General features: G+C 67.0%; 22 protein-coding genes. 10 read left to right on the forward strand and 12 right to left on the reverse strand.

Annotated features, from left to right (window positions below):
• Window position 1 precedes the first annotated feature (1 nt).
• The gene (locus AC6JAM_RS19120) at window positions 2-2,116 is read left to right on the forward strand and encodes an acyl-CoA dehydrogenase family protein (RefSeq protein ID WP_497935561.1); all 2,115 of its coding nucleotides are present in this window, start codon (window positions 2-4) and stop codon (window positions 2,114-2,116) included.
• A 104-nt stretch (window positions 2,117-2,220) separates the two neighbouring features.
• On the opposite strand, the gene glgA is transcribed toward AC6JAM_RS19120, so the two are convergent.
• Complete coding sequence (glgA, locus tag AC6JAM_RS19125; RefSeq protein WP_043425351.1) at window positions 2,221-3,426, reverse strand: glycogen synthase; 1,206 nt, start codon at window positions 3,424-3,426, stop codon at window positions 2,221-2,223.
• Window positions 3,427-3,528: 102 nt separating this feature from the next.
• On the opposite strand from glgA, the gene glgC reads away from it, so the two are divergent.
• The 3 genes from glgC (at window position 3,529) to AC6JAM_RS19140 (ending at window position 6,965) form a co-directional block, all read left to right on the forward strand.
• Window positions 3,529-4,938: a glucose-1-phosphate adenylyltransferase gene (glgC, locus tag AC6JAM_RS19130; protein ID WP_018771150.1), complete on the forward strand. Its 1,410-nt coding sequence runs from the start codon at window positions 3,529-3,531 to the stop codon at window positions 4,936-4,938.
• A gap of 86 nt (window positions 4,939-5,024) precedes the next feature.
• Window positions 5,025-6,476 (forward strand): SDR family NAD(P)-dependent oxidoreductase, encoded by a 1,452-nt coding sequence (locus AC6JAM_RS19135; protein WP_223995087.1) that lies wholly within the window; start codon window positions 5,025-5,027, stop codon window positions 6,474-6,476.
• Between the two features lie 18 nt (window positions 6,477-6,494).
• On the forward strand, window positions 6,495-6,965 hold the full coding sequence (locus AC6JAM_RS19140; RefSeq protein WP_026266057.1) for a pyridoxamine 5'-phosphate oxidase family protein: 471 nt from the start codon (window positions 6,495-6,497) through the stop codon (window positions 6,963-6,965).
• Window positions 6,966-7,016: 51 nt separating this feature from the next.
• Here AC6JAM_RS19140 and AC6JAM_RS19145 read toward each other — a convergent pair whose 3' ends face one another.
• From AC6JAM_RS19145 to AC6JAM_RS19155, 3 genes are read right to left on the reverse strand one after another with little or no spacing between them, the layout of a single operon-like run.
• Entirely contained in the window at window positions 7,017-7,868 is an 852-nt protein-coding gene (locus tag AC6JAM_RS19145) for a transglutaminase family protein (protein WP_018771153.1), read from the reverse strand.
• Complete coding sequence (locus tag AC6JAM_RS19150) at window positions 7,865-8,791, reverse strand: alpha-E domain-containing protein (RefSeq protein ID WP_013600945.1); 927 nt, start codon at window positions 8,789-8,791, stop codon at window positions 7,865-7,867. Before AC6JAM_RS19150 ends, AC6JAM_RS19145 begins: the two co-directional genes overlap by 4 nt.
• A gap of 60 nt (window positions 8,792-8,851) precedes the next feature.
• Complete coding sequence (locus tag AC6JAM_RS19155) at window positions 8,852-10,408, reverse strand: circularly permuted type 2 ATP-grasp protein (protein ID WP_056390300.1); 1,557 nt, start codon at window positions 10,406-10,408, stop codon at window positions 8,852-8,854.
• Between the two features lie 113 nt (window positions 10,409-10,521).
• Between AC6JAM_RS19155 and AC6JAM_RS19160 the strand changes: the two genes are divergently transcribed.
• A complete protein-coding gene (locus AC6JAM_RS19160) occupies window positions 10,522-11,577 on the forward strand; it encodes a YeiH family protein (RefSeq protein WP_223995085.1) in 1,056 nt (351 codons plus the stop codon).
• A 33-nt stretch (window positions 11,578-11,610) separates the two neighbouring features.
• Window positions 11,611-14,229 carry an aminopeptidase N gene (gene pepN / locus AC6JAM_RS19165; RefSeq protein WP_223995083.1) on the forward strand — a complete coding sequence of 873 codons (2,619 nt, stop codon included), beginning with the start codon at window positions 11,611-11,613 and terminating at the stop codon, window positions 14,227-14,229.
• Between the two features lie 110 nt (window positions 14,230-14,339).
• Here pepN and lplAB read toward each other — a convergent pair whose 3' ends face one another.
• The 6 genes from lplAB to AC6JAM_RS19195 all read right to left on the reverse strand — a co-directional run bounded on the left by lplAB (window position 14,340) and on the right by AC6JAM_RS19195 (window position 19,120).
• Window positions 14,340-15,437 (reverse strand): lipoate-protein ligase LplAB, encoded by a 1,098-nt coding sequence (lplAB, locus tag AC6JAM_RS19170; RefSeq protein WP_018771157.1) that lies wholly within the window; start codon window positions 15,435-15,437, stop codon window positions 14,340-14,342.
• 97 nt (window positions 15,438-15,534) lie between these two features.
• A complete protein-coding gene (locus AC6JAM_RS19175) occupies window positions 15,535-15,792 on the reverse strand; it encodes a type B 50S ribosomal protein L31 (protein WP_018771158.1) in 258 nt (85 codons plus the stop codon).
• A 167-nt stretch (window positions 15,793-15,959) separates the two neighbouring features.
• Window positions 15,960-16,766: a TrmH family RNA methyltransferase gene (locus tag AC6JAM_RS19180; RefSeq protein ID WP_497935563.1), complete on the reverse strand. Its 807-nt coding sequence runs from the start codon at window positions 16,764-16,766 to the stop codon at window positions 15,960-15,962.
• A gap of 7 nt (window positions 16,767-16,773) precedes the next feature.
• Window positions 16,774-17,559 carry a sulfite exporter TauE/SafE family protein gene (locus AC6JAM_RS19185; protein WP_056390288.1) on the reverse strand — a complete coding sequence of 262 codons (786 nt, stop codon included), beginning with the start codon at window positions 17,557-17,559 and terminating at the stop codon, window positions 16,774-16,776.
• A 21-nt stretch (window positions 17,560-17,580) separates the two neighbouring features.
• Window positions 17,581-18,366, reverse strand: coding sequence for an ABC transporter ATP-binding protein (locus AC6JAM_RS19190; protein ID WP_018771161.1), 786 nt, complete (start codon window positions 18,364-18,366; stop codon window positions 17,581-17,583).
• Window positions 18,367-18,457: 91 nt separating this feature from the next.
• Window positions 18,458-19,120 carry a hypothetical protein gene (locus tag AC6JAM_RS19195; RefSeq protein WP_134164752.1) on the reverse strand — a complete coding sequence of 221 codons (663 nt, stop codon included), beginning with the start codon at window positions 19,118-19,120 and terminating at the stop codon, window positions 18,458-18,460.
• A gap of 136 nt (window positions 19,121-19,256) precedes the next feature.
• On the opposite strand from AC6JAM_RS19195, the gene serB reads away from it, so the two are divergent.
• The gene (gene serB, locus AC6JAM_RS19200) at window positions 19,257-20,150 is read left to right on the forward strand and encodes a phosphoserine phosphatase SerB (RefSeq protein ID WP_134164753.1); all 894 of its coding nucleotides are present in this window, start codon (window positions 19,257-19,259) and stop codon (window positions 20,148-20,150) included.
• A gap of 73 nt (window positions 20,151-20,223) precedes the next feature.
• Here serB and AC6JAM_RS19205 read toward each other — a convergent pair whose 3' ends face one another.
• Window positions 20,224-20,988, reverse strand: coding sequence for an SDR family oxidoreductase (locus tag AC6JAM_RS19205; RefSeq protein ID WP_018771164.1), 765 nt, complete (start codon window positions 20,986-20,988; stop codon window positions 20,224-20,226).
• A gap of 141 nt (window positions 20,989-21,129) precedes the next feature.
• Window positions 21,130-21,855, reverse strand: a complete 726-nt coding sequence (locus AC6JAM_RS19210; RefSeq protein WP_018771165.1) for a beta-ketoacyl-ACP reductase — start codon at window positions 21,853-21,855, stop codon at window positions 21,130-21,132.
• 151 nt (window positions 21,856-22,006) lie between these two features.
• On the opposite strand from AC6JAM_RS19210, the gene AC6JAM_RS19215 reads away from it, so the two are divergent.
• Genes AC6JAM_RS19215 through AC6JAM_RS19225 form a run of 3 tightly spaced genes read left to right on the forward strand, consistent with a single transcriptional unit; the run spans window position 22,007 to window position 23,577 of the window.
• On the forward strand, window positions 22,007-22,438 hold the full coding sequence (locus AC6JAM_RS19215) for a DUF3099 domain-containing protein (protein WP_018771166.1): 432 nt from the start codon (window positions 22,007-22,009) through the stop codon (window positions 22,436-22,438).
• Window positions 22,435-22,698: a hypothetical protein gene (locus tag AC6JAM_RS19220; RefSeq protein ID WP_134164754.1), complete on the forward strand. Its 264-nt coding sequence runs from the start codon at window positions 22,435-22,437 to the stop codon at window positions 22,696-22,698. Before AC6JAM_RS19215 ends, AC6JAM_RS19220 begins: the two co-directional genes overlap by 4 nt.
• Window positions 22,699-23,577 carry an SURF1 family cytochrome oxidase biogenesis protein gene (locus AC6JAM_RS19225; RefSeq protein WP_018771168.1) on the forward strand — a complete coding sequence of 293 codons (879 nt, stop codon included), beginning with the start codon at window positions 22,699-22,701 and terminating at the stop codon, window positions 23,575-23,577.
• The last annotated feature ends 3 nt before the right edge of the window (window positions 23,578-23,580 follow it).

Below are 23,580 nucleotides of genomic sequence, written 5' to 3' on the forward strand. Positions count from 1 at the left end.
CATGACTGACGTAGTGGACCGCCCCGCCCGCAAGGGGCTTCGCCCCGCGGCGACCCCTGCAGCCAAACCCGCAGGCAGCAGCCCTGCCCCCGCCGTCGACGTCGAGGCACTGGGCCGGCAGCTCCTGGGCAAGTGGGCCGACGTACGGCTCCAGGCAAGGGACCTGGCCGCCAGGCCGGAACTGCACAAGACCGAGGGCCTGACGCACACCGAACACCGCGCCCGCGTGTTCGACCAGCTCAAATACCTTGTGGACAATGAAGCCGTGCACCGCGCCTTCCCGGCGGCACTGGGCGGTTCCGACGACCACGGCGGAAACATCGCCGGGTTCGAGGAGCTGGTGGTGGCTGACCCGTCACTGCAGATCAAAGCCGGCGTCCAGTGGGGACTCTTTGGATCCGCGGTGATGCACCTGGGCACCGCAGACCACCACGCCAAATGGCTGCCGGGAATCATGAACCTCGAAATCCCCGGCTGCTTCGCCATGACAGAGACGGGCCATGGTTCGGACGTGGCCAGCATTGCCACCACCGCAACCTATGACCCCGCCGTCGGGGAATTCATCATCCACACCCCCTTCCGCGCCGCCTGGAAGGACTACATCGGCAACGCCGCCATCGACGGCCTGGGCGCCGTGGTGTTCGCCCAGCTGGTTACCCGCGGGGTTAACCACGGGGTGCATGCCTTCTACGTTGACCTGCGGGACCCCGCCACCAGGGAATTCCTGCCCGGGATCGGCGGGGAGGACGACGGCATCAAGGGCGGCCTGAACGGAATCGACAACGGCCGGCTGCACTTCACCAACGTCCGCATCCCGCGGACGAACCTCCTGAACCGGTACGGCAACGTCGATGCCGACGGGACCTACACGTCGCCCATCGCCAGCCCCGGCCGGCGTTTCTTCACCATGCTGGGAACGCTGGTGCAGGGCCGGGTGTCACTGGACGGTGCCGCCGTCGCAGCGTCCAAAGTGGCCCTGAAAGCAGCCATCCAGTACGCCACCGAACGCCGCCAGTTCAACGCCTCGTCGCACACGGAGGAAGAGGTCCTGCTCGACTACCAGCGGCACCAGCGGCGCCTCTTCACCCGGCTTGCCACCACTTACGCGGCCGGCTTTGCCCACGAGCAGCTCCTGCAGAAGTTCGACGATGTCTTCTCCGGTGCCCACGATACCGACGCGGACCGACAGGACCTGGAAACCCTGGCCGCAGCGCTGAAGCCGCTGAGCACCTGGCACGCCCTGGACACCTTGCAGGAATGCCGGGAAGCCTGCGGCGGCGCCGGCTTCCTGATTGAGAACCGGTTCGCATCACTGCGGGCCGACCTGGATGTGTATGCCACCTTCGAGGGCGACAACACGGTGTTGCTCCAACTGGTGGCCAAGCGCCTGCTGGCCGACTACGCCAAGGAATTCCGCAGCGTGGACTTCGGCGTGCTGGCCCGGTACGTGGTGAACCAGGCTGCCGGCGCAGCTGTCCACCGCACCGGACTGCGCCAGGTGGCCCAGTTCGTGGCCGACACCGGTTCGGTCCAAAAGGCTGCCATCGCGCTGCGGGACGAGGAAGGCCAGCGCGCCCTCCTTACCGACAGGGTGCAGACCATGGTGGCCGAGGCCGCGGCTGCTTTGAAGGGCAGCAAACGGCTGCCGCAGGACCAGGGCGCCGCCTTGTTCAACCGGCACCAGAACGAACTTATTGATGCCGCCCAGGCGCACGCCGAACTGCTGCAGTGGGAGGCGTTCACGGACGCCCTGCAGCAGGTGGACGACCCCGGAACCAGGAAGGTGCTGACCTGGCTGCGGGACCTATTCGGCCTGTCCCTGATCGAGAAGAACCTGGCCTGGTACCTCATGAACGGCCGGCTCTCCATGCAGCGGGCACGCACCGTGGGCGGGTACATCAACCGGCTGCTGGAGAGGATCCGGCCCCATGCCCTGGACCTGGTGGACGCCTTCGGGTACGGCGGGGATCACGTGCGGGCGGCCATCGCAACGGGCGCCGAGAAAACCCGGCAGGACGAGGCCCGGGCCTACTTCCGGAATGAAAGGGCAAGCGGGCAGTCGCCCGTGGACGAGAAAGTCCTGATTGCCAGGACGGCAGCGGCCCGGAAGGCCTGATCAGCCGCCGGCGCGCAGGCCCGGAAAGCACGACGGCGCCGCTCCCCCTGGCTGGCGAGCGGCGCCGTCGTTGTTGCCGTCGTTAGTCCTCCGGGCCGCGACCCTCAGCGGGCCGCAGGCAGCACCGAGCGGTAGACCTCAAGGGTGGTCTCCGTGATGGACTCCCACGAGAAGTGCTTTTCGGCGCGCTCCCGGCCTGCCTCTCCCATTGCGCGGGCCCGTGCGGGATCGGATACCACCTCGGTGAGGGCCTCAGCGAACTCCTTGACGAACTTTTCAGGGTCCAGGGGCGTGCCGGTGCCGTCGGTCACCTGCTCCAGGTCCACCAGGAGTCCGGTCCGGCCGTGCTCAACCACCTCGGGGATACCGCCCGTGGCGCTGGCCACCACGGCTGCCCCGCAGGCCATGGCTTCGAGGTTGACGATGCCCAGCGGTTCATAGATGGACGGGCACGCGAAGGCGGTGGCATGGCTGAGCACCTGGATCAGCTCATGGCGCGGCAGCATCCGTTCGATCAGGACAACGCCTGTGCGCTGCTTCTGCAGCTCTTCGATGAGCGCTGCGGTTTCGGCTGCCAGTTCGGGGGTGTCCGCGGCGCCGAGGCACAGGACCAACTGAACATCGGCGGGAAGCTTCGCCGCCGCCCGCAGGAGGTAGGGGACGCCCTTCTGCCGTGTGTTTCTTCCCACAAAGACGACGCTTGGCTTGGCGGGGTCGATGCCCAGGGCGCGGACGGCGTCGTCGTTTTCATCACGCTGCCAAAGCTCCACGTCGATGCCGTTGTGGACCACGCGGACCTTTGTGGGATCCACGTTGGGGTAGCTGCGCAGGATGTCCTGGCGCATGCCCTCGGAGACGGCGATGATCGCCGCAGCCGCTTCATAGGCCGTCTTTTCCACCCAGGAGGACAGGGCGTAGCCGCCGCCGAGCTGCTCAGCCTTCCAGGGCCGCAGCGGCTCAAGGCTGTGCGCGCTGAGAACGTGCGGGATACCGTGCAGCAGGGAGGCCAGGTGCCCGGCCATGTTGGCGTACCAGGTGTGCGAATGGACCAGGTCCGCGCCTTGGACGTCGGGCACGATTCGCAGGTCCACGCCCAGGGTCTGCACCGCTGCGTTCGCCCCGCCCAGGTCCTCCGGAACCTGGTAGGACGTCACCGTCGCCCCATGGTAGTCGGCGTCGCGGGGAGCCCCGAAGGCACGAACCTGCAGGTCAACGTGCTTACTAAGCACCCTGCTCAATTCGGCTACATGCACCCCGGCGCCACCGTAGATCTCCGGCGGGAACTCTTTAGTCACAATGTCTATTCGCACAAGACCCAAGGTAGTCCTTCACGCATAACTGTTCTAGTGTGAAGGAGTCCGGGCCTACCGGACTGTCTTGGGGAGTTACGAAGGCGTACAGGAGCGACCATCATGCCGTTAACGAAAAAAGTCCTGGCCATTGTCCTCGCAGGTGGCGAGGGTAACAGGCTGATGCCACTGACGGCAGACCGGGCGAAGCCCGCCGTGCCCTTTGCCGGCAGCTACCGCCTCATCGACTTCGCGCTGTCCAACCTGGTCAATTCCCGCTACCTCCAGATCGTGGTGCTGACGCAGTACAAGTCGCACAGCCTCGACCGGCACATCTCCGAGACGTGGCGGATGTCCACCCAGCTGGGCAACTACATCGCTTCGGTTCCCGCCCAGCAGCGCGTAGGCAAGAGCTGGTTCCTGGGCAGCGCCAACGCCATCTACCAGTCCCTGAACCTCATCCACGACGCCAACCCGGACATTGTTGTGGTGGTGGGCGCCGACCACGTGTACCGCATGGACTTCGCCCAGATGGTGGCACAGCACGTGAACAGCGGTGCCAAGGCAACGGTGGCGGCAGTGCGGCAGCCGCTGCACATGGCCGACCAGTTCGGCGTCATCGAAGTGGACCAGAACGATCCCCAGAAGATCGCCGCCTTCGTTGAGAAGCCGTCCTCCACGCCCGGCCTGGCTGCCGATCCTTCACAGTTCCTGGCCTCCATGGGCAACTACGTGTTCGACGCCGATGCCCTGGTGGCTGCGCTGCACGTGGACGCTGAGCGCCTGGACACCAAGCACGACATGGGCGGGGACATCATTCCCTACTTCGTCAACCGCGGCGAGGCCGGCGTTTACGACTTCACGCTCAACGACATCCCCGGCTCCACCGAACGCGACCGCACCTACTGGCGCGACGTTGGCACCATCGACTCCTTCTACGACGCCCACATGGACCTCATCTCCCCGCTGCCGGTGTTCAATCTCTACAACTCCGAATGGCCCATCTACACGCGGCAAAGCATTTCCCCGCCGGCCAAGTTCGTCCGCGGCAAGAACAACACCGTGGGCACGGCGCTGGATTCGATCGTCTCCAGCGGCGTGGTGATCTCCGGCGGCGTGGTGGAAGGCTCCGTGCTGTCCAACGACGTATACGTGGCCACCAGCGGCAGGGTCATCGACTCGGTACTGATGGACAAGGTCCAGGTGGGCGAAGGGGCAGTGATCAACCGGGCCATCCTGGACAAGAACGTCAAGGTGCCAGCTGGTGCCGCCATCGGACTGGATCCGGACCTTGACCGCGCCCGCGGCTTCAAAGTCACCGATTCCGGCATCACTGTCCTTGCCAAGGGCCAGGAAGTCCCTGAGCCGGGCGAAGAGGAACGCCGGCTCGCTGCACGGCACCTCAGCCAGCTGCCCAACGCCGTGAAGGCCGCCACGGACCAGTACCCGAACATGCGCGAGGCCGCGGACAAGGTGGCTGACACGCACGCCGCCGCGGCCGCGGAAGCCGCGCCCGGCGCCAGGGTTTCCTGACCCCGGGCCCTCCCCAAAGGCATCCTGCAGGCCGGGACACCGCTGATGGTGTCCCGGCCTGCGGCGTACGCTGTAAAATTTCCCCAATGAGCTCCCCCGATCTGACCCCTGAGGACATCCAGGCCTGCCTCAAGGTCCTGAACACCATCCACGCCTATGACGAGGAGCACCCGGACTACATCTCGGTACGCCGCGCTACCGGAAAGATGTTCAAGGCCGTCAAGCGCCACCGCAGGGTCACCAAGCGCGACTCGATCGCCGACGCCGACCGGGCCGTCATTGCCCAGACGGCCACCGCCGCACCGGACCGGATCGATGACGAGACCCGCGGCAACAAGCTGGCGCCCTCAGCCACCGGCAAGATTGCGGGCCACCTCATCCGGTCCCGCCCCTGCTACATCTGCAAGCAGCACTACACGCAGGTGGACGCCTTCTACCACCAGCTCTGCCCCGAATGCGCTGCCTTCAGCCACAGCAAGCGCGACGCCCGGACCGACCTGACCGGCCGCCGCGCCCTGCTGACCGGGGGCCGCGCCAAGATCGGGATGTACATCGCCCTCCGGCTGCTGCGCGACGGGGCGCACACCACCATCACCACCCGCTTCCCCAAGGATGCGGCCCGGCGCTTCGCCGCCATGGAAGACAGCGGCGAATGGCTGCACCGGCTCCGGATCGTGGGCATCGACCTGCGCGATCCTGCCCAGGTCATGGCACTGACCGACTCCCTCAACGAGGCCGGTCCACTGGACATCATCATCAACAACGCCGCCCAGACCGTGCGCCGCTCCGGCAACGCCTACAAGCCGCTGGTGGACGCCGAGGACGAGCCGCTGCCCGCGGCGCTTGAAGCGGCCAACGGCGGCCCCGAACTGCTGACCTTCGGCCATGCCCATGACAAGCACCCGCTGGCGCTTGCAGGCAGCGTCACCGAACATCCGGTCCTGGCCGGCGACGCCATCACATCACTGGCATTGTCCACCGGATCCGCGTCGCTGGAGCGGATCGCTTCGGGGACCGCCATCGACGCCGGCGGCCTGGTCCCGGACCTTGCCACCATCAACAGCTGGACCCAGGTGGTGGACGAAGTGGATCCCCTCGAGATGCTCGAGGTGCAGCTCTGCAACGTCACCGCGCCGTTCCTGTTGGTCAGCCGCCTGCGCGGGGCCATGAAGCGCTCCTCCGCACGGCGGAAGTACATCGTGAACGTCTCAGCCATGGAGGGCCAGTTCTCCCGCGCCTACAAGGGCCCGGGACATCCGCACACCAACATGGCCAAAGCCGCGCTGAACATGATGACCCGCACCAGCGCCCGGGAGATGCTGGACACCGACGGCATCCTGATGACCGCGGTGGACACCGGCTGGATCACGGACGAACGTCCCCACTTCACCAAGGTCCGGCTCATGGAGGAAGGCTTCCACGCACCCCTGGACCTGGTAGACGGCGCGGCCCGCGTTTACGATCCAATCGTCATGGGCGAAAAGGGCGAGGACCAGTACGGTGTCTTCCTGAAGGATTACAAGCCCAGCCCTTGGTGAAGGGCGTATGCTCACCGCATGAGCAACGAGTCATCTACCCAAGTGCAGAACCTCGAACACCATGAATGCTGGGCCCTGTTGCGTACCGTGTCCGTGGGCAGGCTGGCAGTACTGGTTGAGGGACGCCCGGACATCTTCCCGGTGAACTACACGGTGGACGGCGGCACGCTGGTCTTCCGGACCGGCCAGGGAACCAAACTCTCGGCGGCGACCGGCGACGATGCCGCAGTAGCCGTGGAGGCGGACGGTGTGGACGCCGACACGGGCCTGGCATGGAGCGTGGTGATCAAGGGCACCGCCGCCCTGGTCAAGAGCACCGAGGAGGTGCTGGAGACCTCCCGCCTGTACCTCTTCCCGTGGCAGTCGGGGCGGAAGGACGCATTCGTGCGCATCACCCCGGACTCGGTCACGGGCCGCCGCTTCAAGGTCACTGATCCGATGACATGGTGGACCCAGATCAGCAGCACCGCCAGGACGGCGCCGGAATAGAGCCGGCGGCCCGGGTTCCCCGGCGATGGAAGCCGGGGAACCTGACGTGGCTCAGGCGAGCTGCGTGATCTCCACGCTGACTTTCAAGGCGGACCCGCCGCCTCCGGACAGGATGCCCTTGAGCGGTGGCACGTCCCGGTAATCCCGTCCGCGGGCCACCGTGACGTGGAAGTCGCCGGCGGGTTTGTGGTTGGTGGGATCCCAGCTGCGCCAGTCACCGTCCCACCATTCCAGCCACGCGTGCGACTGCCCGGCCACGGTCTCGCCGATGCCGGCGCTGGACCGCGGGTGCAGGTAGCCGGACACATAGCGGGCCGGAATGCCGCAGCTTCGCAGGGCACCGATGGCCAGGTGCGCCAGGTCCTGGCACACGCCCTGGCGCTGGCCCCAGGCTTCCTCCGCATTGGTGGTGACGGCGGTGGAGCCGGACATGTACGTCATCTCCCCCCGCATCCAGGCAAAGACGGCCATGGCGGCCTCGTGCGGGTTTTTCCCGGCCACGACGTCCGGGATGATGCCCAGCACTTCGTCGCCCGGCCCGCTCAGCCGGGACTGCGGCAGCCAGTCGCTGAACGCGTCCAGCGTCTCCGGGGAGGCAAGGACGTCCCAGCCCACGATGTCCGCTTCAGCCGGGATCTTCTCGGCACGGTGGACTTCCACCGTGATGTTGGAGACCACCTCGAGGTTCTCGTGCGGCATCTGCATGTCGAACGCGGTCACCCTGGTCCCCCAGTAGTCGCGGTACGTGCTCACCGCAGCCTGGGACGGGGACACCTTCACCACGGACTCCAGGACCACCTGCTGCGAATCCGTCAGCGGCGTCATCCGGGCCTCGTTGTAGGACAGGGTCACCCGTTTGTTGTACTTGTAGGCCGTCCTGTGGACGATGCTCAACCGGGTCATGACACTTCTCCCACCCAGGCAAGTTCGTCCGCCTGATTGAAGTACTTACGGGAAATGGCATCCGAGGCCTGGGACACTGCCTTCTGTACACGCTCCATGTGCTCGGGCAGTTCGGACATGAGGTCATCCGTCCGGTGGAACTCAAGGAAGGTCCGGGCCTGCCCCACGATGCGGCGGGCGTCGTTGATGAAGCCCACCCGCTGCGCGGACGGGTCCAGCTTGGCCAGGCACTCGTCGGCGTCCCGCAGCGCGTAGACGATGGAGCGGGGGAACAGCCGGTCCAGCAGCAGGAACTCCGCGGCGTGCTGGTCCCCGAATGCCGCCCGGCGGGTGCGCAGGAAGGATTCATAGGCACCGGCGCAGCGCAGCATGTTGACCCAGGACATGCCGGCGGAGAGCACGTCGCGGGTGGACAGCATCCTGGCCGTCATGTCCGCGCGTTCCAGCGAACGGCCCAGGACCAGGAAGAGCCAGCTTTCGTCATGGCTCACTGTGGTGTCGGCAAGGCCGCTGACCATGGCGGTGCGCTCCAGGGTCCAGTTGCAGAAGCGGTAGGTGCCCACCACGTCCTTGCGGTGCTGGCTCAAGCCGTAATAGGTGGTGTTCAGGCTCTCCCAGAGGCCCGAGGACACGGTTTCGCGGGCACGGCGGGCATTCTCACGGGCAGCACCCAGGGAGCCGGCGATGGACGTGGCGCTGGTCTTGTCGTAGGCCAGGGCATGGAGCAGTTCCGGCAGGCCGAAGTCCTCGCTCTGCGGCCGGGCACCCATGACCGCCAGCAGTTCCTGGGCCACGCTCTTGCGCTCCTCCATGGGGAGGTGGTTCAGGCGTTCCAGGTGAACGTCAAGGATGCGGGCGGTTCCGTCCGCCCGTTCGACATAGCGGCCGATCCAAAACAGGGACTCGGCAATACGGCTAAGCATTCGCGGCTACCTCCAGCGTGCCCGGAACAGTGAAAGGGAAATGCCCGGCGGCGGCGCGGCTCACTGCTGCTGCTCCGACTGGCGGTCGCGCCAGTTGCTTTCCACCGGCCACACGGAGACCCGTTCACGGACCGTGACGGACTGCCGGGGCACGGTTTCCACCGGCATCTGGGGTGAATCGGCCAGGACCCAGGTGTCCTTGGATCCGCCGCCCTGGCTGGAGTTGACGATCAGGGACCCTTCCTTCAGTGCCACGCGGGTCAGGCCGCCCGGGAGCACCCAGACGTTGTCGCCGTCGTTCACGGCAAAGGGCCGCAGGTCCACGTGCCGCGGGCCGAATTTGTCCCCGCCCAGGGTGGGAACGGTGGAGAGCTGCAGTACCGGCTGGGCAATCCAGCCGCGGGGGTCCGCGATGATCCGCTGCCGGAGGGCGTCCAGTTCGTCCTTGGAGGCATCCGGACCGATGACCAGGCCCTTGCCGCCGGAACCGTCAACGGGCTTGACCACCAGCTCCGCGAGGTTGTCCAGGGTGTACTCCCTGGCCTCCTTTTCCTCCAGGCGGAAGGTGTCCACGTTGGCGATGATGGGTTCCTCGCTGAGGTAGTAGCGGATCAGGTCAGGCACGTAACTGTAAACCAGTTTGTCGTCGGCCACGCCATTGCCCACCGCGTTGGCGATGGTAACGCCGCCGGCGCGGGCGGCATTCACCAGTCCGGGGCAGCCGAGCATGGAATCGGAGCGGAACTGGAGCGGGTCAAGGAAGTCGTCGTCGATCCGCTTGTAGATGACATCCACGCGCTGTTCACCGGCCGTGGTGCGCATGTAGACGCGGTTTCCGCGGCAGATCAGGTCGCGGCCCTCCACCAGCTCAACGCCCATCAGGCCGGCCAGGAGGGTGTGTTCGAAGTAGGCGCTGTTGAACACCCCGGGCGTCAGGACGACGACGGTGGGATCGTCCACGCCCGCGGGTGCGGTCTTGCGCAGGGCGGAGAGCAGGCGGCGCGGGTATTCCTCGACGGGCCGGATGAGCTGCTGGCCGAAGGCCTCGGGCAGGCCCTTGGCCATGGCACGCCGGTTCTCCAGCACGTAGCTGACGCCGGAAGGGACGCGGACATTGTCCTCCAGGACCCGGAAAGTGCCCGCGGCATCGCGGACCACGTCGATGCCGGAGATGTGGACCCGGACCCCGCCTGCCGGCTCGAAGCCGTGGACCTGCCGGTGGAAGTGGGCGCTGGTGGTCACCAGCTGGCGCGGGATCACGCCATCGGACACCACGGTCATCTTGTCGTAGACGTCGTTCAGGAAAGCTTCCAGGGCGCGGACGCGCTGGGCAACGCCCTTTTCCAGCACGTCCCATTCGGCCGCCGGGATGACCCGGGGAACGATGTCCAGCGGAAAGGGCCGCTCCTCGCCCGCGTAGTCGAACGTCACCCCGCGGTCCAGGAAGGTGCGGGCCATGGAGTCGGCGCGTGCGCTGACGTCCGCCAGGGAGAGCTTCCGGAGCGCGTCCGCCACCTGCCCGTACGAGTCCCTGGCCTGCTGCCCCGGGGCGAACATCTCGTCGTAGGCTCCGGTGCGGCCTGCGGCCTCGGAATAATCCTGGAATAGGTCTGACATGTCCAATAGCCAACCATCTTTTTGTTTCGAATTCATTACTGCCATCCATTCTGGCGTGTTGGCGCCAATGGCCCGGTTCGTACTTTACGGGCACTGTCGGGCACAGTAGGTGAGTGCCAGTCAGCAGAAGCCTTCCAGCGCCGGGCCACGGCGGTTCCGGACCCGGGATTGCCCGGCTGGTTCCGGGTCTGCTGACCGCCGCTGCCGCCGTCGCGGCGGCGTTCCTGGTGCATGGGCTGCTGCCGGCCCTTCCTGCCATGACCCTGGCCGTGGTCCTCGGCGTGCTCGCCGCCAACCTGCCCGGTGCCGGCGGCTGGACGGCGGGCCGGGCCCGCCCGGGACTGGACTTCGCCGGCAAGCACCTGATGCGCGGTGGAATCGTACTCCTTGGACTGAAGGTCAGTGTCATGGACGTCCTGGGCCTGGGGTGGCTGGCACTGGTCCTGATCGTGGGCGTCGTGGCCGCCAGTTTCGGCGGGACGTACGCGATCTCGCGCCTGTTCCGCCTCCCGCCCGTGACGTCACTGCTGGTGGCCACCGGATTCTCCATCTGCGGTGCCTCCGCCATTGGCGCCATAGCCGCGGTCCGGCGCATCCGGCATGTGGAAACCGTCCTGCCCGTGGCCCTGGTCACCCTTTGCGGGACGCTGGCCATCGGCGTCCTGCCCCTCCTCGCCCAGCCCCTGGGACTCACGGCCACAGTCTTCGGGGCGTGGACCGGCGCGTCGGTCCACGACGTGGGCCAGGTGGTGGCCACGGCGCAAACCGCAGGTACCGCTGCCCTGGCGGTCGCCGTCGTCGTTAAGCTCACCCGCGTGCTGCTGCTGGCGCCCGTCGCCGCCCTGGCGGGTGCGCATCACCGCAACGGCGTGCGGGCCTTGGGCGCCGAGGGCGTGACAGCGGAAATGCCTCCGCTGGTGCCGCTGTTCGTGGTGGGCTTTGTTGCCATGGTGGGCCTGCGCTCCACGGGCTGGCTGTCCGGCGGCTGGCTGGACCTCGGGGCCACGCTGCAGGACATCCTGTTGGGTGCGGCCCTGTTTGGCCTTGGCTCTGCGGTGCGGATCCGCACCCTGCTCCACACGGGCGGGCAGGCACTCCTGGCGGCCCTCGCGTCCTGGCTCCTGATCGCCGTGTTGGGCCTGGGTGCCGCCTTCCTGATCGCCGGCTGAGCCAATGAATCAGCACCGTGATTAGATAGCCGGGTGTCACATGAGAATCTGCAGCGCCGTGAAGCCGCTGAACGTTCAGCTCTTGTCAGCACCACCAGTTACGACATCTCCCTGGATGTGCGGCAGGCAGCGGATCCGGCGGTCCCCGGGTACACCAGCCGCAGCGTCATCACCTTCACCGCAAATCCCGGTGCCACCACGTTCCTGGATTTCATCGGCAGCGACGTGCACAGCGTGTTCCTCAACGGCAAGGGGTTGCGGGTGGACGACGTGGTGGACGGCGCACGGATCCGGCTGGACAACCTGCGGGCCGAAAACCAGGTCACGGTCACCGGAACAGCGCTGTACAGCCGCTCCGGCGAAGGCATGCACCGGTTCGTGGACCCCGCGGACGGCCAGTGCTACCTGTACACGCAGTACGAGCCCGCCGATGCCCGCCGGGTCTTCGCGAACTTCGAACAGCCCGACCTGAAGGCAACCTTCATCTTCCATGTGATGGCCCCTGCCGGGTGGCACGTTGCCTCCAACGGCGCCGAGGCCAACCGCACCCTGCTGACCAGCGATCCGGCCACCGCGTGCTGGGACTTCGCCACCACCCTGCCCATGTCCACGTACATCACCACGGTCCTGGCCGGTCCGTATTTCAAGGCCGAGGACCGCTGGCAGGCCACGCTCGACGACGGCACCAGCCTGGACGTCCCGCTCGCCCTCTACTGCCGCGCGTCCATGGCGGACTCCTTCGACACCGCGCAGCTCTTCAGCCTGACCAAGAAGGGCCTCGACTTCTTCAACCGCCTCTTCGACTTTCCCTACCCCTGGGGCAAGTACGACCAGGCGTTCGTCCCCGAATACAACCTCGGCGCCATGGAGAACCCGGGGCTCGTCACCTTCACGGAGAGCTACGTGTTCACGTCGCGGGCCACGGACGCCCAGTACCAGGCGCGGGCTAACACGCTCATGCACGAGATGGCGCACATGTGGTTCGGCGACCTGGTGACCATGCAGTGGTGGGATGACCTGTGGCTGAAGGAATCCTTTGCCGACTACATGGGAACGCTCGGTGTTGACCGGGCCACGGACTGGGACACGGCCTGGGTCAACTTCGCCAACAAACGCAAGGCATGGGCCTACGTGCAGGACCAGCTCCCCACCACCCATCCCATCGTGGCGGACATCCCGGACCTTGAGGCTGCCAAACAGAACTTCGACGGGATCACCTACGCCAAGGGCGCCTCGGTCCTCAAGCAGCTGGTGGCCTACGTCGGCTTCGACGCCTTCATCGCCGGGTCGCGGGAGTACTTCCGGAAGCACGCCTACGGCAACACATCCCTGGCCGACCTCCTCGCGGCCCTGGCTGCCGCCTCGGGGCGGGACCTGTCCGAATGGGCCCGGCAGTGGCTGCAGACCTCCGGAATTTCCCGCTTGTCCCTGGACCTCGGATCCGCCGGCGGGAAGGACGACGACGGCGTGCCGGGCCGGGTGGCCATCGTCCAGGAAGCAGTGGACCCGGTGACGGGACGTGAGGAGCTGCGCCCCCACCGCCTCCGGGTGGGCTCCTACGATTTTGACCCCGACGGCGCACTGGTGCGGACCGGAAGCATCGAAACGGACGTGGCCGGCGCGCGGACCGGGCTCCCCCAGCTCGCCGGGCGGCCGCGGCCGGCACTCCTGCTGGTCAATGACGAGGACCTGACGTACGCCAAGGTGCGGCTTGATCCGGTGTCGGAAGCCACGGTCCGTGCATCCCTGGACCGGATCAAGGACCCCATGGCCCGCGCCCTCTGCTGGACTGCACTGTGGAATTCCGCCCGCGACGGCGAAAGCCCGGCGAGCCAATATGTTGAAGCCGTGGCCGCCTTCGGTCCGGCTGAGACGGGCATCGGGGTGCTGCTGAACATCCTGGACAATGCAACTACCGCCGTCGAACGCTTCACCCCGGCGGACGCCCGTGACAGTGTTCGTGCTTCCTTCCTGGCGGCAGCCATAGCGGAGCTGGACCGGGCGGTCCCGGGCTCCGACGCGCAGCTTGCCTGGGCGCGCACCCTTGCCACCCTCAGCCGGCACGATGCAGCAGCGCTCCCCCGGCTCCGCGGCCTGCTGGACGGCACGTTCCCCGTGGAGGGCCTGGCGGTGGACGCCGAGCTGCGCTGGCAGCTCTGGCATGCGCTGGCCGCCAACGGGCAGGCCAGCGCGGCCGGGCTCGACGCCGAGCTGGCGCGGGACACCACGGCCTCAGGCCGGGCCGGACACGCAACTGCCATGGCATCCCGCCCCGACCCGGAGGTCAAGGCAGCAGCCTGGCAGGCCGCGGTCCAGGGGAATGAGCTCTCCAACCAGCTCCTCACCGCCACCATCACCGGCTTCACCACCGCGCCGCCGGCCTTGTTGGAGCCGTACGTGGAGCCGTACTTCGACTGCCTGCGCACTGTCTGGGATGAGCGCAGCATCGAAATCGCCAGCCGGATTGTCCGCGGACTCTATCCCGCAGCGCAGGACCTGGCGGCGGGCACACGCCCCGAAGACCACCCGGTGGTCCGCCGGACGGACGACTGGCTGGCCGCCAACCCCGACGCACCGCACGCCCTGCGCAGGATCATCATCGAGCAGCGCAGCCACCTGCTGCGGGGACTCACCGCGCAGGCCGCCGGGTAATCTGAGCGCTAACCGCGGTGCCAATGGACCCGTCTTGCGCAGTGAAGGCCGGGGCCGGTGCGCACGGGCGGTCCCTGCGCATCGAACCCTAAGGCCAGGGCGCTGCCCGGTTACGGGACCCTATGGAGCCATTCCCTGGTACCGAACTTGGCGGCCACCCGTTCCTCGGCGGCCGCCAGTTCGTGTCCCGCCAGCTCTGACGGCGTTGCCCCGTAACGCTCGCTGAAGACCGCCATCATCGCCTCGATGATCGCCGTGCGTGCCAGGCCCGTCTGGCGCCGCAGCGGGTCCACCCGCTTCTTGGCGCTGCGGGTGCCCTTGTCGGAGAGCTTCTCCTTGCCGATCCGCAGGACCTCCACCATTTTGTCGGCGTCGATGTCATAGCTCATGGTGACGTGGTGGAGCATGCCGCCATTGGCCAGGCGCTTCTGTGCGGCGCCGCCGATTTTTCCCTGGTCCGTGGCAATGTCATTAAGCGGGATGTAGAAGGCGTTGATGCCAAGCCGTTCCAGTGCGGCCATGACCCACGCATCCAGGAAGGGGTAGGAGTCGGCGAAGCTGAGACCGTCCACCAGGGTCTGCGGCAGGTAGAGCGAATACGTGATGCAGTTGCCGGCCTCCATGAACATCGCTCCCCCGCCGCTGATCCGGCGGACCACGTTGATGCCATGCCTGGCAACGCCGTCGGGGTCCACCTCGTTCTGCACGGACTGGAAACTGCCGATGACCACGGACGGCTCCTGCCAGTCCCAGAACCGCAGCGTGGGCGTGCGAGCCCCCGCGCCGACGGCCTCGGTGAGCACCTCGTCCAGGGCAACGTTGATTTCGGTGGGAAGCACGGTGGGCGCAATGACGTTCCACTCGTGGTCTCCCCAGGAGGTTGCCTTGGCCAGGGCACGGCGGACCGTGACGGCAACGGCGTCCGCGGAGAAGCCGAACAGCACGGCTCCGGCCGGCAGTGCGGCCGTGACGGCGGCTGCGAGGTCCTTGGCGGGCGTGGTGTCCGGCAGGCCGGTCAGTGCGCGGTTAATGTCCTCCAGTGCCTCGTCCGGCTCCAGGAAAAAGTCCCCGCTGACGGAGACGCCGGACAAGGCACCGTCCACCACGGCCAGGTCAACCACCACGAGCTTGCCGCCCGGAACCTTGTACTCGCCGTGCAGGCGCTGGTTGCTGGCGGCATCATGGGCAGGAATATGCGGCTCGGTCATGCTTTCCATCCTGCCCCAGAAAACGGGTGCACGGTTAAAAGCGGAATGCCCGCGCCGTTGCCGGTGCGGGCATTCCATCAGACCTTGGGGAAGAAGTTTACTTCTTGCCGCCGAAGCCCTTGAAGCGAGCGTTGAAGCGCTCGACGCGGCCTGCAGAGTCCATGATGCGCTGCTTGCCCGTGTAGAACGGGTGGGACTCGGAAGAGATTTCGACGTCGATGACCGGGTAGGTGTTGCCGTCTTCCCACTCGATGGTCTTGTTGGAAGACACGGTGGAGCGGGTCAGGAACTTGGTGCCGGAGGCCAGGTCGTTGAAGACAACAGCTTCATACTTCGGGTGTGTATCAGACTTCATAATGGGACCTTTGTTCGCGCAGCTGGATTTTGCCAGCTGCCAGGTATGAATGGGATGGCTGGGATCTGTTGCATCAGCCGAAGCTGAAAAAGCAGGACAACCAGCTATCCATCATAGCGGATGCGGGAGGGGCTGACGAACCGGTTCACCTGCGGCTTCGCCTACCCCTACCGCGCCCGGAGCTCCCAGAACGCCACGGCCGAGGCGGCAGCAACATTGAGGGAATCCACACCGTTGCGCATGGGGATTTTGACGGCGAGGTCGACGGCGGCGAGGGTCTGGGGGCTCATGCCGGCGCCTTCGGTGCCAAGCACCAGGGCGAGCCTGTCCACGTTGCGCGAGGCGACGGCGTCGACGTCCTCCGCGTCCGGCGTCAGCTCCAGTGCGGCAACCGTGAAGCCGTGGTCCTTGAGCACCTGGAGGTCGCCCGGCCAGTCCTGCAGGCGCGCCCAGGGAACCTGGAACACCGTGCCCATGCTGACCCTGACGCTGCGCCGGTACAGCGGGTCCCCGCACCGGGGTGAGACCAGGACGGCGTCGATGTCCAGCGCCGCGGCAGAACGGAAGATGGCGCCCACATTGGTGTGGTCCACGATGTCCTCCAGCACGGCCACGCGCCGCGCTCCGGCCAGGAGATCCGGCAGCGACACCGGCGCAGGGCGCTGCATGGCCGCCATGGCGCCGCGGTGCAGGTGGAAACCCGTGATTTCCTCCAGCAGGGCTGCCGAGCCAATGAAGGCCGGGACGTCGGGATATGCCTGGAAGACGTCGCCGAGGTCCGCCATCCACTTCTCCGCCAGGAAGAACGAGCGCGGCTGGTGGCCCGCAGCCAGCGCCCTGCGAAGGACCCTCGACGACTCGGCGATGTACATTCCCTCGGCGGGTTCGCGGAGCTTGCGGAGGTGTACGTCCGTCAGGGTGGTGTAGTCGCTGACCCGCGGGTCATCGGCAGAGTCGAGGTAGTGGAAGGTCACCGGGTGATTATTTCAGCAGGTTGGCGGTCATGACGGCCAGCGCCACGATGCCCAGGCTGAAGATCACCGCGCGGAGGACGCGCGGCGAAAGCTTCCGGCCTACCTTCGAGCCCAGCAGGCCGCCGATGGTGGAGCTGACCGCAATGAGCAGCACCACCAGCCAGTTGATCCGGTCGAAGGCGAACAGCAGGTAGGAGATGGCCGCCACCATGTTTACGCCGAGCACCAGGATGTTCTTCATGGCGTTGGCGTTCTGGATGGTGCCGGTGAGGAAGACACCAAGGATTCCGACCAGCAGGATTCCCTGGGCAGCCACGAAGTAGCCGCCGTACACGCCGGCAAGGTACACCAGCACTATGAGGAGGATCCCGTGGCGCTTGTCCCGGACGGCGTGCTCCGGGTTGGCCTCGCGGTTGCGCACCCAGTCCTGGAGCCGCGGCTGGAACACCACCATCAGCAGCGCCAGGACCAGGAGGACCGGCGCAACGTAGTGGAACACCTTCTCCGGCAGGTGCAGCAGCAGCCAGGCGCCGGAGACGCCGCCCAGGACCGATGCCGGCAGCAGGCGCAGCACCTGCCGTCCCCGGCCGGCCAGCTCGCGCCGGTACCCGAAGGCGCCGGCAGCGGTCCCCGCCACCAGGCCCATGGCATTGCTCATGGAGGCCACCACCGGGGCCACGCCCAGGGCGATGAGCACCGGGAAGGTGACCAGGGTGCCGGACCCGACCACCGCGTTGATGGTGCCCGCCCACAGGCCGGCGATGAACACAATGATGCTGCTGAAGAGTTCCAAGGTAGTTGGCGCAGGCCTGCTCTAGCGGCGGGCTGTGGCGGTGTAGCGCCCGGCGTTTTCGGTCACCGACAGCGGCAGGCCGAAAGTGGTGCTCAGGTGCTCTTCGGTCAGCACCTCGGTGATGGGACCGGCGGCCACCACGCCGCCGTCACGCAGCAGCATGGCGTGCGTGAAACCCGGAGGGACTTCCTCGAGGTGGTGCGTGACCAGGACCATGGCCGGCGCGGCCTCGTCGCTGGCGAGTTCGCCCAGCTTGTGGACCAGCTCTTCGCGGCCGCCCAGATCCAGGCCGGCGCCCGGCTCGTCCAGGAGGAGCAGTTCGGGGTCCGTCATGAGGGCCCGGGCGATCTGGACGCGCTTGCGCTCGCCTTCGGACAGGGTGGCGAAAGTCCTGTTGAGGAGCGGCCCCATGCCCCAGTCGTTCAGCAGACGGAACGCGCGGCGTTCGTCGTCGCGCTCGTAGCCTTCGCGCCAGCGGCCGGTGACGCCGTAGGCCGCGGTGACCACCACGTTCAGGACGTTCTCCTGTTCGGGGATCTGGGTGGCGAGGGCTGCGGACGAGAGGCCGATGCGCGGGCGGAGTTCGAAGACGTCGACGCGGCCCAGGACTTCGTCGAGGATGCCTGCGGTGCCGCTGCTCGGGTGGAGCCGGGCCGCCGCGATCTGGAGGAGGGTGGTTTTGCCGGCGCCGTTGGGGCCCAGGATGACCCACCGTTCGCCTTCATTGACCTGCCAGTCAACCTTGTCCAGCAGGGTTTTCTTACCTCGGACAACGCTGACGGAGTCCAGTTCCAGAACATCACTCATAGGAGTAGACACTAGGACAAAAAACAAGATGACTGATAACCGGTGTGAAGGCCCCCTAAGTTGCAGTCTCCGGCTGGCGCCGGCTTTGCCCTCAACCGCCGTCCTGGGCTCCGGCCGCCGGCACAGTTCCGGAACGCAGCCTGCCGCCCAAGTACTGCCCTGCCCTGTAATACCAGTAGGGCCAGGCCAGCCACGCTGCGCCCGCCGCCGCTGCCCCGGCCGCCATCAGTGCCTTCCGCAGCCACGCCGGCCGCTCCACGGAGAAGCCTGCTGCAGCCAAGGCAAATCCAAACAGCATTCCACCGCCGATGGCGCGCCCCAATCCGGACAGGCTGCGCGGATAGTCCTCCACCCTGCGCAGCCGGGCGTGGATGGCCAGGAACCACGCGCCCTGCAGGGTGATGGACGCGACGGAAACAGCGGTGGAAGTGTTGAAATCAAGCAATCTCAGGACAAGCAGTGCGGAACTGGCAGCACCTGCAGCGCAGGCTGAAACCGTGAGCCAGGTCATTGGCTCCGTCCACACCGCACGGGGCGCCCTTCGGTGGACTTGAAGGATGACCGGAATGGCCAGCACGTTGAACGCAGCGCCGGTGGCGTCGTTGATGGTGCCGAATACGTAAGGGCCGCCCCGGGGGACCTCGACGGCGTACATAGCCCCCAGGGTCACCGCGCCCAGGGCCCCGGCGGCTGCCGCGGCGTAGGCGCACACTGCTGCGGTCCTGTCGCCGGGAATCGTGGTTGGCTGGTCCATCTGTGTCTCCTGGTGTCAGGACGCGTCCGTCGGAAACCCAGCCACGATTATGGTAGGCCCGGCAGCAGTGCCGGCGCTATCCGCCTGTCCGCAACGAATTCCGGTCGTCCGGTCGGCGCTGGCTAAGATTGCAGGCATGACTTCGAACGTGACTGCGGTCAGCTATGGCCGCAATGTGACCTCCACCGGGCTGGAGCAGCTGCGTTCCGTCCTTGCATCGCACGGCGCCCAGGTGCTGTCCGAATCGTCTCCGGCGGACGACCGGTACCAGGTCCGCATCCTCGAACTGGCCCTTCCGGACGTGACCGCGGCGGCGCTCGCCGCCCTGCGCCGGTCCGTGGCGGACGCCGCGACCGGAGATTTCGACACGGCGCTTGTTCCAGCCGGTCTTCGGGCCGCTGCCCGGAAGCTGCTGATCATGGATGTGGATTCCACCCTGATCCAGCAGGAGGTCATCGAACTCCTGGCCGCCTACGCCGGCAAACGCGAGGAAGTCGCGGCTGTCACGGAAGCTGCCATGCGCGGCGAACTGGACTTCGCCCAGAGCCTGCACGCCCGGGTGGCGGTGCTCGCGGGGCTGCCGGCCGACGTCGTCCATTCCGTGCGCCACGAAGTGAAGCTCAGCGAAGGCGCCGGGGAGTTGGTGGCGGCGTTCAAGGCGGCCGGCCACGTTGTGGCCGTGGTCTCCGGCGGGTTCAACCAGATCCTTGAGCCAATTGCCGCCGACCTGGGCCTGGACTACTGGCAGGCCAATGAACTTGAAATCGTTGACGGCGTGCTGACCGGCAGGGTGCTGGGCGCGGTGGTGGACAGGGCCGCCAAGGAGAAGTACCTACGGGAGTGGGCCGCGGCGGAGGACATCGCCCTGGAGCACACCGTGGCTGTAGGCGACGGCGCCAACGACCTGGACATGCTCGGCGCTGCGGGGATCGGGGTGGCGTTCAACGCCAAGCCTGCCGTGCGCGCCGTGGCCGACGCAGCCCTGAACATGCCGTACCTGGACGCCGTCCGCCACGTGGCCGGCGTCTGACCCTGCTGGCGCCCTAAATGGCTGTGGCTCCCGCCGCCGGATTGCCCGGCAGCGGGAGCCACGTTCCTGGTACCTAGCTGGAAGGCTGCTGGGCGCCCTTGCCGAAGTAGTCGGCTCCGCCGGCGTACTCGGTGTGGCCGGATTCGACGTCGGCCGTTGCCATGCCGGCCACCACCTGGGCGAACTCCTCCACGGAATACAGTTTCCCGGCTTCCGCGCGGCGGGCCTCAATGGCGCCCGGGGTGGAGCGGTCCAGGAGCGTGGCGGTGACGGTGCCTTCGATCATGTCGCCGGACACCACCACCAGGGAGATGCCCTTCTCCGCCAGGTTGGGGATCAGGCCGCGCAGGGCATCCTCGCCGGCGCGCTTGCTGCGGGCCACGGGCTCATAGGCCGGCATGGTGGGGACGGTGTTGATGAAGTGGGCCTGGTGGCTGGTGACGAACACCACGCGGGAACCTTCCTTCATCAGGGGCACTGCGGCGTTGAGCATGTTCACCTGGGCGTCGCGGTTGAGCTTCAGGGCGTAGTCCTCCCCCATGCCGGTTTCCATGCCGCCGGAGGCGTTCAGCACCAGGATGTCCAGCGATCCGAAGTTCTCCATGGCGGCACTGGCGAGGGCCTGCACGCCCTCCTGCGTGGTGAGGTCGGCGCCGACGGCGACAGCGCGTCCGCCGGCGGCTTCAATTCCCTGCACCACCTTGTTGGCGCGGGGCGCCTTCTGGCGGTAGTTGACCACGACGGCGGCCCCCTCCGAGGCGAGGATCTTTGCTACGTCGGCGCCGATGCCCCGCGATGATCCCGTGACGATGGCCGTCTTGTTGTCCAGCAGTCCCATTCGAGCTTCCTTTGTTCAAAACATCTAAATCGTTGTGGTCTGCAGTCCATCATGCCAGCGGCTGTTGCCGATATCCCTTGTGCGGCTCCGACAAATAAGCGCCGCCCGGCTAGTTTCCTGCAGGGGCAAGGTCCGGACGAGTCAGTGGCCCATGCCCAGGCCGCCGTCCACGGGGATGACCGCGCCGGAGATGTAGGCGGCCTCGTCGCTGGCGATCCACCGGACCACGTTGGCCACCTCGGACGCTTCGGCAAAGCGCCCGGCGGGGATGCTGGCCAGGTAGTCCTTCTGGGTGGCTTCGGGGAGCTCGGCGGTCATGTCGGTGTTGATGAAGCCGGGAGCGACCACGTTGGCCGTGATGCCGCGGGAGCCGAGTTCGCGGGTGAGGGACCGGGCGATGCCCACCAGGCCGGCTTTGGAGGCGGAGTAGTTGATCTGGCCCGGGGCGCCGTAGAGACCGGAGACGGACGAGATCAGGACCACGCGGCCCTTGCGAAGCCGGATCATGCCCTTGGAGGCACGCTTGATGACACGGAAGGCGCCGGTCAGGTTGGTGTCGATGACGGAGGTGAAGTCGTCCTCGCTCATGCGCAGGAGCAGGGTGTCCTTGGTGATCCCGGCGTTGGCCACCAGCACTTCCACCGGGCCGTGGGCAGCCTCCACTTCTTTGAACGCTGCGTCAACGGAAGCCTCATCGGTGACGTCCGCCTTGACCCCGAGGATGCCGTCAGGCAGCTGGGTTTCGCTGCGGTAGGTCACCGCCACCTTGTCACCGTTGGCCAGGAACGCCTGGGCGATGGCCAAGCCGATGCCGCGGTTGCCGCCTGTGATCAGGACGCTGCGGGGCGCGGAAGCTGTTTCAGTCATAGAGGGGCTCCGGATTCTGCGGCAGGCTGCGCCGCGGTAGCGGGTGTGGTTTGGGCTGCCTCCGATCTTAGCGGCAGGCCCGCTGCGGGTTTGGGCAGCACTGCCGATGGTGCGAGAATTGAGGGAAGCCTTTGGAGCGTGATCATTCACCGTGACCCTTGAAAACCATGCGGGACATTCCGCGCCCGAAGAACCGGGCCGGTTCTCCGGCGACACCGAGGTCCACAGCATTACCGACGCTGCCGGCGCGCACTCTGAGGACATGCGCCAGCGGATGATCAAGTACGCCCTGGCGATGGGGATCCGCATGGTGTGCCTGATCCTGATCTTCGTGGTGGACGGCTGGTTCAAGATCATTGCCGTGGCGGGCGCGGTGTTCCTGCCCTGGATTGCGGTGGTCATCGCCAACGGGAGCGACAAGGCTGAGGCCCACAGCGATTTGCTGCTGGATTCCGCTCCCCTGGCCGAGATTGAAAGCCCGGTTCTCCCGGATACGGAAGACCAGCCGGGAAGCGCTGTGCTCCAGGGCGAACTGGTGAAGGATGAGGAGCCCGGGCCCGGGGAGGAGCGGCAGGCATCATGAGCATTTTCGATTTTGCAGCAGGATCGGACCTGGCATCCGAAACGGCCGCCATCTGCTCACGGAAGGCTTGCAGGGCCCAGGCGTCCTGGCAGCTCCTCTGGAACAATCCCAGGATTCATGCGCCTGAACGCCGCAAGATTTGGCTGGCCTGCGCCGACCACCGGGACTGGCTGGAGGACTACCTGCAGACGCGGGGGCTCTGGAAGGAAACGCTTCCCCTGCGCCCAGGCGACGACGGTTCACCCGAGCAGGACATCTGAATGTACCGCTTCCTCTTTTCCAGCAAATGGCTGGGCTATCTCCTGCTGGCCGCGATCTTTGCCACCGCATGCGTCTTCCTGGGCCGCTGGCAGATGGACCGCCGCGCCGAGACGCTGGCCGAGATCAACCGCGTGGTCAGCAACTACTCGGCCACACCCATCCCCTTCACGCAGGCACGGGACCAGTTCAACCAGCTGGACCCGGCCAAGGAGTGGACCCAGGTTGAGCTGAAGGGCTCCTACGATGCCGCCGGCCAGCGGATTGTCCGCAACCGCCCGCTCAACGGGCAGCCGGGGTACGAGGTGGTGGTCCCCTTCCGCCTGGCCACCGGCGAAACCGTCGTTATTGACCGCGGCTGGCTGCCCATCGGAAACAAGAACCCGGGCAGCCCGGATTCGGTGCCGGCACCCCCTTCCGGTGAGGTCACCGCCGTCGTCCGCCTGAAGCACGGCGAGCCGGAACTTCAGCGCGGGGCGCCCGAAGGCCAGCTCGCATCGATTGACCTGCCCACGTACGCCGCGCAGCTGGGCTATCCCCTGCTCACGGGGGCCTACGGCCAGCTTGCGTCGGAGACGCCGCCGTCCGCCGACATGCCCGTCGCGTTCCCCAAGCCGTCCACGGACGAGGGCACACACTTGTCCTATTCACTGCAGTGGTTCGCCTTCGGCGTGCTCATGTTCGTCGGCTTCGGCTACGCGGCCCGGCAGCAGGCCCGCAATGCAGCGATCGACGCCGAGGAGGAGGAAGAGGCGCTGCCGGACGGCGCCGTGCATTCAGCCGTCCCCGCCTCCCGCCGCCGGCCGGCCCCGCCGCGCAAGCGCAAGAGGGCCACGGCGGAGGAGGAAGAAGACGCCCTCCTGGACGCGCAGGGGTACTGAGGC

The sequence above is a fragment of the Arthrobacter sp. GmRoot5-12 genome (assembly GCF_059739365.1).

What these genes read in the sequence shown, in the direction of transcription:
- AC6JAM_RS19120 (WP_497935561.1), top strand. Translation starts at nt 2, where the DNA reads ATGACTGACGTAGTGGACCGCCCCGCCCGCAAGGGGCTTCGCCCCGCG.
- glgC (WP_018771150.1), top strand. Translation starts at nt 3,529, where the DNA reads ATGCCGTTAACGAAAAAAGTCCTGGCCATTGTCCTCGCAGGTGGCGAG.
- AC6JAM_RS19135 (WP_223995087.1), top strand. Translation starts at nt 5,025, where the DNA reads ATGAGCTCCCCCGATCTGACCCCTGAGGACATCCAGGCCTGCCTCAAG.
- AC6JAM_RS19140 (WP_026266057.1), top strand. Translation starts at nt 6,495, where the DNA reads ATGAGCAACGAGTCATCTACCCAAGTGCAGAACCTCGAACACCATGAA.
- AC6JAM_RS19145 (WP_018771153.1), bottom strand. Translation starts at nt 7,868, where the DNA reads ATGACCCGGTTGAGCATCGTCCACAGGACGGCCTACAAGTACAACAAA.
- AC6JAM_RS19150 (WP_013600945.1), bottom strand. Translation starts at nt 8,791, where the DNA reads ATGCTTAGCCGTATTGCCGAGTCCCTGTTTTGGATCGGCCGCTATGTC.
- AC6JAM_RS19155 (WP_056390300.1), bottom strand. Translation starts at nt 10,408, where the DNA reads ATGTCAGACCTATTCCAGGATTATTCCGAGGCCGCAGGCCGCACCGGA.
- lplAB (WP_018771157.1), bottom strand. Translation starts at nt 15,437, where the DNA reads ATGACCGAGCCGCATATTCCTGCCCATGATGCCGCCAGCAACCAGCGC.
- AC6JAM_RS19175 (WP_018771158.1), bottom strand. Translation starts at nt 15,792, where the DNA reads ATGAAGTCTGATACACACCCGAAGTATGAAGCTGTTGTCTTCAACGAC.
- AC6JAM_RS19190 (WP_018771161.1), bottom strand. Translation starts at nt 18,366, where the DNA reads ATGAGTGATGTTCTGGAACTGGACTCCGTCAGCGTTGTCCGAGGTAAG.
- AC6JAM_RS19195 (WP_134164752.1), bottom strand. Translation starts at nt 19,120, where the DNA reads ATGGACCAGCCAACCACGATTCCCGGCGACAGGACCGCAGCAGTGTGC.
- serB (WP_134164753.1), top strand. Translation starts at nt 19,257, where the DNA reads ATGACTTCGAACGTGACTGCGGTCAGCTATGGCCGCAATGTGACCTCC.
- AC6JAM_RS19205 (WP_018771164.1), bottom strand. Translation starts at nt 20,988, where the DNA reads ATGGGACTGCTGGACAACAAGACGGCCATCGTCACGGGATCATCGCGG.
- AC6JAM_RS19210 (WP_018771165.1), bottom strand. Translation starts at nt 21,855, where the DNA reads ATGACTGAAACAGCTTCCGCGCCCCGCAGCGTCCTGATCACAGGCGGC.
- AC6JAM_RS19220 (WP_134164754.1), top strand. Translation starts at nt 22,435, where the DNA reads ATGAGCATTTTCGATTTTGCAGCAGGATCGGACCTGGCATCCGAAACG.
- AC6JAM_RS19225 (WP_018771168.1), top strand. Translation starts at nt 22,699, where the DNA reads ATGTACCGCTTCCTCTTTTCCAGCAAATGGCTGGGCTATCTCCTGCTG.